General features: G+C 36.6%; 12 protein-coding genes. 6 read left to right on the forward strand and 6 right to left on the reverse strand.

Annotated elements, in window-relative coordinates; all coding sequences use genetic code 11:
• Nucleotides 1-48: 48 nt before the first annotated feature.
• Both B4N43_RS25170 and B4N43_RS25175 read left to right on the forward strand, forming a co-directional pair.
• Entirely contained in the window at nucleotides 49-1,767 is a 1,719-nt protein-coding gene (locus B4N43_RS25170; protein WP_286736935.1) for a thiol-activated cytolysin family protein, read from the forward strand.
• A gap of 19 nt (nucleotides 1,768-1,786) precedes the next feature.
• Nucleotides 1,787-3,322, forward strand: a complete 1,536-nt coding sequence (locus B4N43_RS25175) for a S41 family peptidase (RefSeq protein ID WP_286736938.1) — start codon at nucleotides 1,787-1,789, stop codon at nucleotides 3,320-3,322.
• A 160-nt stretch (nucleotides 3,323-3,482) separates the two neighbouring features.
• Here the strand turns inward: B4N43_RS25175 and B4N43_RS25180 are convergent, their stop codons facing one another.
• Both B4N43_RS25180 and B4N43_RS25185 read right to left on the reverse strand, forming a co-directional pair.
• Nucleotides 3,483-4,283, reverse strand: a complete 801-nt coding sequence (locus B4N43_RS25180) for an SOS response-associated peptidase (protein ID WP_286736941.1) — start codon at nucleotides 4,281-4,283, stop codon at nucleotides 3,483-3,485.
• Nucleotides 4,284-4,388: 105 nt separating this feature from the next.
• Nucleotides 4,389-4,844, reverse strand: coding sequence for a hypothetical protein (locus B4N43_RS25185; protein ID WP_286736942.1), 456 nt, complete (start codon nucleotides 4,842-4,844; stop codon nucleotides 4,389-4,391).
• A 252-nt stretch (nucleotides 4,845-5,096) separates the two neighbouring features.
• Here B4N43_RS25185 and B4N43_RS25190 point away from each other — a divergent pair, with 252 nt between their 5' ends.
• Nucleotides 5,097-6,371 carry a C10 family peptidase gene (locus B4N43_RS25190; RefSeq protein ID WP_286736944.1) on the forward strand — a complete coding sequence of 425 codons (1,275 nt, stop codon included), beginning with the start codon at nucleotides 5,097-5,099 and terminating at the stop codon, nucleotides 6,369-6,371.
• A gap of 7 nt (nucleotides 6,372-6,378) precedes the next feature.
• Nucleotides 6,379-6,870, forward strand: a complete 492-nt coding sequence (locus B4N43_RS25195) for a hypothetical protein (protein WP_286736947.1) — start codon at nucleotides 6,379-6,381, stop codon at nucleotides 6,868-6,870.
• Between the two features lie 86 nt (nucleotides 6,871-6,956).
• Here the strand turns inward: B4N43_RS25195 and B4N43_RS25200 are convergent, their stop codons facing one another.
• From B4N43_RS25200 to dinB, 3 genes are all read right to left on the reverse strand, one after another.
• Nucleotides 6,957-7,544 carry a hypothetical protein gene (locus tag B4N43_RS25200; protein ID WP_286736950.1) on the reverse strand — a complete coding sequence of 196 codons (588 nt, stop codon included), beginning with the start codon at nucleotides 7,542-7,544 and terminating at the stop codon, nucleotides 6,957-6,959.
• Between the two features lie 137 nt (nucleotides 7,545-7,681).
• Nucleotides 7,682-10,618 carry a DNA polymerase III subunit alpha gene (locus B4N43_RS25205; protein WP_286736951.1) on the reverse strand — a complete coding sequence of 979 codons (2,937 nt, stop codon included), beginning with the start codon at nucleotides 10,616-10,618 and terminating at the stop codon, nucleotides 7,682-7,684.
• Nucleotides 10,599-11,780, reverse strand: coding sequence for a DNA polymerase IV (gene dinB / locus B4N43_RS25210; protein WP_286736954.1), 1,182 nt, complete (start codon nucleotides 11,778-11,780; stop codon nucleotides 10,599-10,601). Before dinB ends, B4N43_RS25205 begins: the two co-directional genes overlap by 20 nt.
• A gap of 204 nt (nucleotides 11,781-11,984) precedes the next feature.
• Here dinB and B4N43_RS25215 point away from each other — a divergent pair, with 204 nt between their 5' ends.
• Nucleotides 11,985-12,233, forward strand: coding sequence for a hypothetical protein (locus tag B4N43_RS25215; RefSeq protein WP_286736956.1), 249 nt, complete (start codon nucleotides 11,985-11,987; stop codon nucleotides 12,231-12,233).
• A gap of 78 nt (nucleotides 12,234-12,311) precedes the next feature.
• Complete coding sequence (locus B4N43_RS25220; RefSeq protein WP_286736958.1) at nucleotides 12,312-12,557, forward strand: hypothetical protein; 246 nt, start codon at nucleotides 12,312-12,314, stop codon at nucleotides 12,555-12,557.
• Here the strand turns inward: B4N43_RS25220 and B4N43_RS25225 are convergent.
• Nucleotides 12,549-12,806 (reverse strand): hypothetical protein, encoded by a 258-nt coding sequence (locus tag B4N43_RS25225; protein ID WP_286736960.1) that lies wholly within the window; start codon nucleotides 12,804-12,806, stop codon nucleotides 12,549-12,551. The two genes, B4N43_RS25220 and B4N43_RS25225, sit on opposite strands and share 9 nt — an antisense overlap.
• Between the last annotated feature and the right edge of the window lie 90 nt (nucleotides 12,807-12,896).

The raw sequence follows: 12,896 nt of genomic DNA on the forward strand, positions 1-12,896 counted from the left end.
ATGTTTCCTGTATGCCATGGAGACCTATGCCTATATAATCTTAAAAGTATGAAAAGTAGAATGAATTATTTTTTGCAAAGGATTATTAAGGATTTTCCTTTGTTATTGATGCTATTCTTAGTGGTCAGTTGTTCGAAATTGGATTCCGAGTTTAATGGTGCAAACGGTAAACAAGCTTTGGATCGACTTAGAATACCGAAGATCGAAGGTTTTTCGGTCAACTCAAAGTCTAATCCAGAAAATAATTTGTCTGGCAAAAGATCATCTGGAGGGAAAAGAGCAGACTTGACTACTCCACCAGACGAAGATAATCCATTTAAGCCTAAAGCAGGAGCCTATAAAGATGGACCGGGAACAACCGACCCTCCACTCAACTCTCCACCTCGTGAGCCTGATATGCTCTATTTTTATCAGAAATATAAATCACAGATGTTTACTATTACCGACCAGTCTATGGGGCTCAATATTTATCCAGGTGCTATATTAAAGGGTCAGAGTATAAAAGGTGTTTTTTCACCACAGATGCTGACAGGTATTTCCAATAATATCCGCCCAATTACCATATCTACTTCGATGCCTGTTTCTGGTTCAGCGGTTGCTCGTACAAGTCTACCTCGTCCAATTTCTCAAGCAGCATTATATAATGCCGCGCTGACAGATTTAGAGAATACGAATCCCGGTGAAGTCGGGGCTGCTTCTTTGATAGTCGAAATGGATACTTTTCGGGTATATGAGGAATTAAAAACTATGTATGGATTTAATAAAGGTTTAGATGCATTTTTAATTAACACAAATACAACGCAGCAAGGAGAGAACCATCTGATTGCTTCCGCATCGGCAATTAAAATAAAATTTTTCCAGCACAATTTTACTATTGATATGGATGTGCCAAAAAATAATAACGAATTATTTGATCCTACTGGGTTGGATATACCAGCTATTACTGGAGGAGAAACTCCTGTTTATGTAAAAAGTGTTACCTATGGCCGTATGGGTATTATGGTAATAGAATCGAACTATAGTTCGACTAAACTGTACAATGCTGTTTATAAGCAGCTCGGAATATTGAAAAACCTGATTGGTATCGGTACCGCATTAACTAATGAAGAGAAAGATATCATAAATTCAGCAACGATAAAAGTTAAATATACGGGGATCGGCACAGATACTTCACCTGCTGTAGCTGTTGCGGGATTAAATGGTTTTATTCAAGTATTAAGTGCTAATACAACGTATTCCAAGGCAAGTCCGGGAGTACCTATTGCCTTTCAACTAGCTTACTTGAACAGTGGAAACGGATTGGTTGAAGCGCCTTTCCAGATTAATTATGGGCCTTTTGAAAAACCTTATGTCCGAATTGAATATAAAAATAGCAATTGGGAGGCTAATTCATCCTCAAATCCAAAATTTACTTATTCAGATATCTTCATGAGTTTTTATCAAGATCCAGCTGCAACGATAAAATATAAAGATGCTCCAATCTTTATTGATTATAAATATGAACGGGATTATGGTACTAAAAGCACCTATAATTGGGTAGGAAATTGGAGTACTAGGAAGGTAACAGACAATGTAATATGGAAGTATCCTGGATCCGACCAGTTGATAGAGAATTATAAAGTATTCTATTTTGTCCGTTATGGATCAGATGCGACAACATCCAGAGACTACTGTCATTTTGATATGGTTCCAAGTGAAAATTATCGTGTGTTACCTAAAAAAGTGGATCATTATATGGCTAATAGATCTGACGAGATGTATCCTTAATCGGAATTTTGAAGGTATAATGAAACATACAAATTTTATTATTCTAATTATTGTTGCCTTCTTTTTGGTTCAATCTTGTAATAAAAAGAAGGATGACATTGCTGAAATATCATTTGAGCAAAAAAGAGTAAGTGAAAATCTGGACTCTATTTTTCTTCTCGCAAAAGGGGTATACCTATGGAACGATCAACTACCTTCGGTTGATCGTTTCAATCCATCGCGGTTTTATAATGAGGGGTTGAGTGAGTTTAGGTGTTATGAGAATGAAATATTTGAAATTACACAATTTGCGAAAGATGGAGAGACAGGCAAGCTCTTTGAGCAGAATCCATTAGATCTGAATAGACCTAAATATTCTGGTATTGTGTTTAGGGAATTCCAAGATAAAGAACCTCAGAATGCTTATAATATAAGTAATACGTTTGGCCTTTCCGTGGTGGTTAAAAATAATATCTTCCGTTTATTGTATGTTGATCCCAATTCACCTGCAGGTAAAGCAGGTCTCAAGCGTGGGACACAAATTTTATCCATAAATGGGGAACGTGTATTAACAGAAGTTTCGTTTCTAGAACAATGGAAAAAATCACTTTCCATGTCGTTCATTAAGCTTGAAGTGACAGAGGATGGTGTTAAAAAGCGGGAAGTACGTTTAAATGCAGCTTCATATGAGATAAATCCGGTGGTAAAGCAAAATATATTGAGAAATGGAGAAAGGAAAATAGGTTATTTTGCATTAAATAGTTTCACCCCAATTCAAAATGCGCAGAAATATCTCACTCCAATTTTTCTTTCTTTTGCACAGGAAAAAATTAATGAGCTCATCATTGATCTTCGGTACAACCAAGGGGGATATCAGGTTACAGCTGATTTTATTGCGAATCTGGTTGCACCAAATGCTTCAAATGGCAAGATAATGTATACTGAACATTATAACAGGCAAATGCAGGATGGGACTTCAAAAGTATTGGAAAATTACAAATTGTATGACGAATATAATCGGCCTGTTATCATTAATGGTAAAGAGATAAGTCTTTATGATATTGATTATAGCGTGGAAGCCAATACAACGTATTTTCATAAAGATGAAGGGTTGACGGATTTAAAAAAAGTTTACTTTATAGTGAGCAACAGAACTGCATCTGCAAGTGAGCTACTGATCAATATTCTAAAACCGTATATGGATGTTCAGGTTATAGGCGTATCAGAGGACAACCTTTCTGCTGTATATACTTACGGTAAGCCAGTTGGATCATTTGGAATTCCAGTGGATCAATTTGACCTGTATTTAGGAATGTATGAACTCAAAAATGCCAATAGGGAAAACAACTATTTCAAAGGTATCAAAGCTGATATCTCTTTGAATGACGATACAGATATTGACTTTGGAATAGAAGATGACCCGGCGATTGCTTGGATTCTAGGAATGGAAAAGAAAAGAATGGAACTAAAGGCCAATAGTAAAACAAGACAGGAAAGATTTTCATTTTATTTTAATACTGATCGGTTAATAGGAAATATAAAAAATAGAAGCGAGTTAAAAATCAAGTTGAAATAGTGCCTGCATATTTTCATCCCGAAAGATTAATTAGGGCAACTTATTCTGTTGTATTTTCCTAATTATAACAGGATAGTTGATGCAGATAAAAACCACAGTTAAATGAGTCTATCGGTGGTTTTTTATTGGCTTAATATAATGTTTGAATCCAAAAAGCTTGTTAAAATAAAGATTGCTGTACATTATCATTGCCCAGCGGAGGTAATCCTTCCCAACCATCAAATGGTTCGTAACGATGCTTGCCATCTGGGCGGTTTGGATATCCTCTTAGGGTATAAACGGGATATGACTCTAAAGCTAGACTTGGTATATCATAGGCAAAAATGGAGGCCATATCATCTTCATTGATATTGGATATCCATTTCTTCTCTAAATCAGGTGGAAGAAATAGGGGCATCCTATGTTTGTTCGGTCCATCATTATGTATATTTGCCATTAGTTCGTTTGCAGTCCTTGTTAACATGGCGAATGAACCCACTTTTTCGACCACGCCTTCTTGGTCAAAGGATTCATGAAACTGATACAGCCCAGGGATATAGAATATTTCTCTACCTTCCTGTCCGATATAATAGGGGACTTTCTTTTTCCAACCATTTATTGCACGATGTTCGAATGTTCCAGAAACAGGAATTAGACATCTCTGCGAACGTAATCTGTACCAATATGATTTCTTATCTTCAAGTATCCTTTCGCTACGCGCGTTAATCATATTTCGACGTCTATCCGTTTGCAACTTAGGGTCAGTTATATAAGTAGGCAGAACACCCCATTCCATTTCTTTGATAGCAAGCTGTTCAGAATCTTTTTCCTTATATATAATTGGATAGTCTGGGAATGTGATGGCTTGTACATTCTCCATATAATCATAATTATAATCCAGTTGTATGCGTTCATCCCTTAAACCGGGGAATGCTGATTTAACAATTTCTATATCTGTATGTAAGCTAATGTCCCAGCACATAATTTCTATATTTTGGTGTACTTCTATAAATTATCCTAATATAAACAAACAATAATGGATTAAGTGTCGGTTTCGATAAGATTTAAATTGAAGGGATTTATATTGCTATCTCAATAATTCCAAAGCTGTGACTCTCTTGGTAGTTTGACCGTCTGTTATGACCGCTATCACCCTCCCATATTCCAAAGAGAAAGTTATATCAATCGGATTTTTTCGCTGAAATTTTGTTTTTGTCCTGAGGTAGTTTATAATATTCTTATCATACATTTTAAGCATCCTTTTATTCCAATTCTCTTCTTTGATTTGATTGAGAAAAATGCGATAACCCGATCCAGTTTTTAATAATTTTTCTATTTTTTCAGCATCCTCAGGAAGCTGTAGAAGCTTACCTTCATTTATATCAAGTTGCTGGGCATGTAATTTGGCTGGCATCTGATCGTCGTATGGAGTTAAAAGAAAACCTGATTTTTCTTTCACATCGGGCCACTCAAAACGTTGGAGAATACAATAATTATAACCTGTTTCGACCAGTTCATGGAAGGAATTTTGGGTCAATTGCATAAACGGATTATAAAGCATATATAAAGTTATCAACTTTCATTTATATCTAAATGTTTATTATAATTATACTTCTTTGAAATATTCATAGTCTGTATTGGTCGAAAGCAGTATGTCGAGAATATTTTGTCCAATTCCCTCGGTTATCTAGCATATAATACAATTTATCTAGGTCAAACTACAGTTTGTCGAGATTTTTTCTAGATACTCTTTGATATAAATACTTTTGGCCCATATTAACTTTTATTATTCTAAATGAAGAAACTATTTATTTTATTTTTAAGTGGCCTTTTACTGGTTTCATGTAAAAATCAAAGTATTGAACCAGATGCTTTAAACAAGGATGAGTATTATATCCCATTAAGTGAAAATATTAAGGTCGCAGACTCACTACATTATTTTATTTTAGGAGACGCAAATAAAAAAGCATCAACTAAATTAAATATTGGAAATACTAATGCAACTTTAAAAAAGGAAATTTTATCGGACGACGGGACTCCTTTAATGCGTGTTTTTAATTATGGGAAGGTGGGATTTATCATTTTGGCCGCAGATCGTCGGGCTAACCCGGTATTAGCATATTCCGATGAGACGAACTTTCCATCCGATACCATACCATCCTCAACGGAAGCGTGGTTATATGAAAATAAAGTTCAGATAGAGGAGCTAAAATCAGGTACAAGAGAAAATGTGAATGGAGAAAACCTTCTAAAAAAGGGAAATTATGTCAAGCTTTTAGGAGGAGATGTTCCAACAGTTAATGTGAAAAGAGCATCTACTGATAAAGTTGCTGGATTTTTCCCTCCTGCAGGAGGATGTGAACCAACTGGTTTTGAAATTGGTCCTCTTTTACAAACAACTTGGAATCAGAGTGGTGGTTATAATAATTTAATGCCTGATCTAGCATGTACCCCTTATTATTGTAATGCTAAAGCATATACCGGTTGTGTAGCAACAGCGATGGCCCAAGTGATGAGATATCATCAATATCCATCTTCATATAATTATAGTATTATGCCTAATGCTGTGTCCGGCTATTGGGATGTTTCTACGGGTGCTAATGAAATTTCTAAATTGATGCGTGATGTTGCAAATTCAGTGAATTCTAAACCGGACTGTAATGGAACTGGTGCTGCCTCAAATCTGAATGATATTCCATACGCTTTGGAGAATACCTTTGGATATTCAGTTACAGCAACTGCTGCTGATTTTAATTATAATACTGTAAAAAGTGAAATTCAAGCGAACCGTCCTGTTATCTTAAGCGGTTATAGCGATAAAAGTGGTTTTATTTTTCATACTTATGATGGTGGACATGTTTGGGTCGTAGATGGAGTCCGAGGAGGTACAAGCTGTGGTGAGCAAAACCCTGATGGTACCTGGACAGGTGGCGCATCTTTCCTTTATTTTCATATGAATTGGGGATGGGGAGGATCTAATAACGGCTGGTTTGGATTTGCTAGTGCTGATGCTGGAAATGGATTAAATTTCCAATACAAAAGAGGAATGGTATATTCAATTAAAAAATAATTACGATATGCAAAAACTAGGATTATTGATAATACTTCTCACATTATTTTCGTGCAAGAAGGAAGAAGGAATTAACAGTGTAAATGTTTATAGCGAAGTGCGTTTAGCTTTGGCAGACGAAGATGGGAATAATATCTTTGAGTCAAAAGGAGCATCCTTGGGAATAGGTGATCTGGATTTATATTATGTAAACGAAGAAGGTAAAAGAGAAATTCAAAATAATTCGAATCTTGACCTTCCTAAACATATGGATATAGTAGATGAAGAAAGCCTAAAGGAGAAAGTACTTAAAGTTTTTGGAAATCTTACTCCGCAAAGTGATGGTTACGCAGAAAGTATATTAGTGGTCAAAGGATATGCGGAAATATCAATCAAATTAAAATTTGAGAGTTCTGGTGCTTCTAAAGGTTATTCACAAATACTTGTGAATGGAATGGAGATTTCAAAAAACCAACTTGGTCATCCTATTCCTGTCAAACTAGCCAAGTTGGCTGAATAGAACAACCTCAAAAAAAATCATCTTTCATAATTAGGTTTTATAATGAACCACTATTAGGGGAAATCCAATAGTGGTTTTTTTATTTTCTATAACTTGAATGTCCCTTTCAAAATTGATTTACTCCCATCTTTATTTAGAATAGAAAATTCTATTGTTCCAGAACCTTTGATATTTTCTTTCAAACCGCTATCATCAAAATGTGTAAATGAAATATACCCAGTACCATAGTGATAAGTTTTGTTATCTTCGGTATATCGAATATATGCCAAATCTTTTTCATGATCTAAAATTCTTCCATCTCTCTCAATGTTAAATATCTCTTTTCCATTAATTGGCTTAATTTCATATTTTTTGTTTAAGCTAACACCGCCCTCGACAGGAAAGTATATATTAAAGGTGAATTCTTTATTATTTCGATTTCCTTTTTTGTAAGGCGAGGATGTAAATCGGATGCTTTCTTTAATTCCATTTGGATTAATCGTAGATGGAGTATTATATATAAGTCTGGGCCCATCATATGCTCCTGGTGGAAGAATAATTGATCTTTCATCGACATAGGTCACGCCATCTTTCTGGATCTCAAGTTTATTGTCACTTGGTATTGGTCCCCCTTCTTTGTCACATGAAAAAAATAGGAATGTAATCATCCCTAAGAATAGTAAAGCTTTTTTCATAATTATAGTGTATTTGATTAATTAGTAATACGGTCTGCAATAGGAAAACGCTACAGTTATTAATTGTTTGATTACTTAATTTTCTCAAAAACGCAATATCTATCTTCGCATCATAATGTATCCTAAATTGTTTTAAATTATTCACTCCGTGGATCAGCTTTCAAAGGCATTTTGGCGCACCGGATCACTTCAATTGAAGGACAACCATATTCGACTACCACTTTTCCTTCGATTAGATAAATCCCCGCTCCTCGTAAGGGATATTGGTTCAACGTTTGGGGAAAGTGAACAGTGTCAAAGAACTTTCCATGAGAATCTAAAAAAGTTCCAAATTTCATAAGCTCACCCCGTTTAGTTTTGACGAATTTTTCACAAACAAAATCCCCAACCATACGGAGTGTTTTTCCTTCATATTGACAAAGATCAGTTGCGGGAACATCCCCACGAAAGTCACTTTTAACAAGATCGAATAAGGTGCCGGTGACACAAAAACCGATTAATTCGATTTCGTCATAATAATCTTCCAATGTATTTTCTTCCAATAGTGGAAGGATCGGTTTTCGGGATTCTGTTTCGAATAATAAATTTCCTGCCGGCACAGGTTTATGTTTACTCATTTGTAGATGCGCTTGCCAGAGAAGTTGCTTTTTACTATCACCTGTAAATCGTAAAGCACCAACACGGATCAAGATCACCAATTGCTCCAATCCGGCGCCGGTTCTTTTAGCAAAATTTTCCAAATTATGATATTCACCATTAAGCTCCCGTTCTTCGACTATTTTTGTGGCTAACTTGCCTTCTAGGTTTTGGAGGCAGTCGAATCCCAGATATATATCTTTTCCAAAGATAGCTGTGTTATAGTTGGATTTATTGATACAAGGCAAGCAGATATTTGCGCCTGAAATACGGGCTTCATTCACATAAACCTTCCGATTGTAAAAGCCACCATAATTGTTCAAAACGGACACCATGAATTCCAACGGAAAATATGTTTTTAGGAATAGGCTTTGATAAGATTCAACAGCGAAAGAAGCCGAATGGGCTTTGTTGAAAGAATATCCCGCAAAGCTTTCCATTTGCCGCCAGATCTCCCGACTGATTTTTTCATCGTATCCTTTTGCTCTACAATTATTAAAGTATTTGTCTTCGATCTCGATCAGGTGGTCTTTACTTCGATACTTACCTGACATCATCCTGCGCAAGACATCTGCATCCGCCATGTCCAGTCCACCGAAGGCGTTAGCAATTTTCATTACATCTTCTTGATACACCATTACTCCGTACGTCTCTTCAAGCTGCTCTTTAAATACAGGATGCGGATAGATAACCGTGCTGGGATTATGATGCCGTTTGATAAATTCTGCCATCATACCTGAGGACGCAACACCTGGTCGGATAATGCTTGATGCAGCGACCAATGTTAGATAATCATCGCATTTGAGTTTTGTGATAAGTTGCCTCATTGCAGGACTCTCTATATAGAAGCAACCTATCGTATCGCCCGAGCGGAGCTGATCCGCAATTCTGGGGTCCGAAAAAAATCGTTTGGGATTATCAGTGTCTATTACCTCCCCTAAGTTTTCACGGACAATGGATTTACAGTCTTTGATGTGTCCTATGCCACGTTGGGACAGGATATCAAATTTCTCAAAATTAATATCCTCAGCTAGGTACATATCAAACTGCATGGTTGCAAGTCCCTTCGGCGGGTTATCCATCGCCGAATAACTGGTTAAAGGTTCTTCCGAAATCAATACGCCACTGGCATGGATAGTCCGTTGGTTAGGAAAATCCGCCATTTTGTTGTAAACACTCAATATCGTATTTGTCACTTCATTTTTATTGAGGAGGTGCTCAGGTTCATGAACTAGACGGTCTATTTCGGCTTTTGGTAGACCATATACTTTTCCAAGTTCCCGAAGGATACTACGGGAACGAAACGTGCTCATAGCTCCCATGAGAGCAGTATGTCCTGTTTGGTAACGATTGAAGATATAATCGTACATTTCGTCTCGTTCAGCCCAGCTGAAATCTATGTCAAAATCTGGCGGTGATTTCCGTTTAGGATTCAAAAATCGTTCAAAAGGCAAATTCAATGCAATAGGGTCCACGTCTGTTATTCCGAGACAATATGCTACACAGGAATTCGCACCAGATCCACGACCTACATAATGAAACTGTCTGGAACGGGCGTATCTACAAATATCATCGGTAATCAGAAAGTAAGATGAAAAACGTTGATTTTCGATAATGTCCAGTTCCCGTTTTATACGTTCAATGGCTATCTTGTCATTCTTTGAATATCTCCGTTGAAAACCGTCCATTGAATATTTAAGTAGAAGCTGTTTGTCATTGTAGCGATTACCTGTAAAAGTAGCTTTGTTCTTTACACTTGTAAAATCGAAATTAAAAGAGCATTGGCCCAATAACCTGTTGGTATTGGCCAAGATCAAGGGTAGCTCAGCGAACAATCTCATTAGCTTGGCCTTGGATATAAAACATTCGTCATCTGGAGCGACCTGCTCACTATCAAGTTGGGAGATAAGCAGATTGTTGTCAATAGCACGGAGCTGCCGGTGAAGGGTATAATCTCCTTTTCTAAAACTTACCGGCGCTAAGATAACGCAGCGTTCGACAGTCCGCTTTTCCATTAACATGACTTTCGTCCGCTCTGACGGTTTTATGCCAATAAACTCATATTCCCTTAACTCAAATTTTCCAACCAAGGATAATGGGTAGATGACAAAGACATTATCAAATTCAGGACTCCGTTCTTGAACTTGACGATTTTCCATATTGAGCTTTGTACGGAACTCATTGATTTCTTTAAAGCCTTCTTTATTTTTTGCTATGGTTATGAACCTATGTTGACTACCCTCACGAAATTCCATCCCGGTTAAAAGGTTGAGCCCAGCAGCTAACCCCTCTTTGATAAATTCTAATGAGCCGGAACTATTGTTTATATCTGTTAACACGGCTGTATCATACCCATTAGCAATCATCCCTGATATAAGTTCCTTAGGGCTTAGCGTACCGTACCTTAGGCTATAATAACTATGAAGATTTAGCAGCATACCGACCTCCTTTCTCTGGAATAGGTGCGCAGATGGCTTTCATCAAAAATTCCGTCCCATAGCGTTTCCTTATTTTGTCCATGGCCTGCATGAGATTCACATCTTCAACAGAATCATTAAATAAATCGGTTTGATAGGAACCATAGATCAATCCTGAGAATTTGACACCGATAAGACGGATAAGCATCCTTCTACTATATAATTTCTTAAAAAGCGATAAAACAACTTCCGTTAGCTTTTGATCAGAATTGGTATAAGCTATTTTTATCTGTTGCGTATGCGTATCGAAATTACTATACCTTATTTTAAGAGTTACATTACTTGTAAGTTTTTGATCCTTTCTCAGTTCAAATGCAAGCATGTCAACTATGCCAATGAGCGTCTTTTTCAAGATATCCATATCAATTGTGTCATTTTGAAAGGTGGTTTCTTTGCTCATACTTTTCTGTTCACGGTAGGGTAAAACAGGACTCTCATCAACACCATTGGCTTTTTTCCAAATGCTTATCCCATTTTCACCCAATACTTTTTGCATGGTAGAAACTTCCATACGTTGTAGGGTTATAATTCTGGAGATACCCATATTCCTCAATAATGTGTAGGACTTTTGACCTACCATTGGTATTTTGCGAATGGATAAGGGTGCCAAAAAGTCTTTTTCGGTTCCGCTATTTACGTGTAGCGCTCCACAGGGCTTTGCTTCACCAGTTGCGATCTTCGATACTGTCTTGGTGGTAGACAGTCCAAAGCTTATCGGAAGCCCCGTTTCTCTCATGATGCGGTTTCTTAGCTCTTGTGTCCATTTCCAGCAACCGAAAAATCTGTCCATACCGGAGATGTCCAAATAATGTTCATCAATGCTGGCCTTCTCAAAGCTTGGCGTTTCTTCTGATATAATCTCTGTGACTATGTTGGAGTATTTGCTGTATTGATCGTAATCGCCTCGTACCACGATGGCTTCAGGACATATTCTTAACGCTAGTTTCATGGGCATTGCGCTATGTACGCCATATTTTCGAGCTTCATAAGAGCATGAAGCTACCACACCTCGATCACCCGTGCTACCAATGAGGACCGGCTGTTTTAAAAGCTTACTATTCTGTAGCCGTTCAACCGATACGAAGAATGTATCGAGATCACAATGCACAATATTCCGTTCCATATAATTTCCGACAATGGTTAAGATCTTGACTTTCAATTAAATTCAAGAAAATTGCCTAATCAAAATTACTAACATTTTTAGTAAACTATGAAGTGGTAAATTGTGTTTTTGTCCTATTTTATTGATTATTAGTCCTATAAAATTTATTTGAAGTGTTGAAAACTATTCGGGTGCTTTGACGGTTTATTGAAAAACATCATATTTATGGTACTAGAGGAGTTGATCAATTTAAAAGCAGATGGGTATACTTGTTTATTCAAAAAGAAGGATAGTTATGCTTATTATCCATCAAAAAAATCATTAGAAGAAATTATTGAGAATGTATCAATTACACCGTTGGCTGAGGACGAATTGATTACTTTGGATGATGCTATCGAATTTTTTAATGAGGAAGATTTAAGGTACGGCCGCATTCTATTTAAGACAGAAAATGGATGGCTAATTTCAGATTAGATATTTTTAAAAAAATAAAACGATATCTAAATGCATGTTGTACTATTAGCCAAAGTATAGATCTAAAAGCAAAGGGCGATGGATAAGAAGAAAGAACTCTTAAAATTGAGGGAAATGGGTTTCACTTATCTCATTAAAATGAAAGGAACAAACTCGTTTCGTCCTTTGAGGGGCAATTATGAACAAGCCAATCAATTCGCTACTTCTTTACCAACATCCAACAATGAAATCCTTGCCATTGCTGACGCGCTTTCTTTAGCCGATCAGGGCTTTGAGTATGAAGAGACAATATGTTTCGATTGGACGCTTACAAATTTAATTTAAGTCGCCAATTGTTTTATTGTCATCTCTTACTATAGCGAGTAGTTTCTGAACAGCAGGCTGTCTCCACTTTTCGGGCATATTTCCTCCTAGATACTCAAGATCTTCATCTATAATTAGTTCGTGCCCTTGAGAAGATATTTTGGCATATTGGCCTACCTGGCCACTTTCACCAACTTCAAAATCAAATAATTGTTCGGTTTCCGTAGTTAAAACAACCGGTATGTCTTTATATATTGTAGTTCTTGCCATAGACTGAATATTCATTAGTTCTTAATATAACATCTCAAATTTTGAAAACGTTGGCAAAACTTTGAAACGATCGGTAATTGGTTCTGTTCT

The sequence above is a fragment of the Sphingobacterium sp. UBA1897 genome (assembly GCF_002337775.1).
Lineage (GTDB): Bacteria > Bacteroidota > Bacteroidia > Sphingobacteriales > Sphingobacteriaceae > Sphingobacterium > Sphingobacterium siyangense.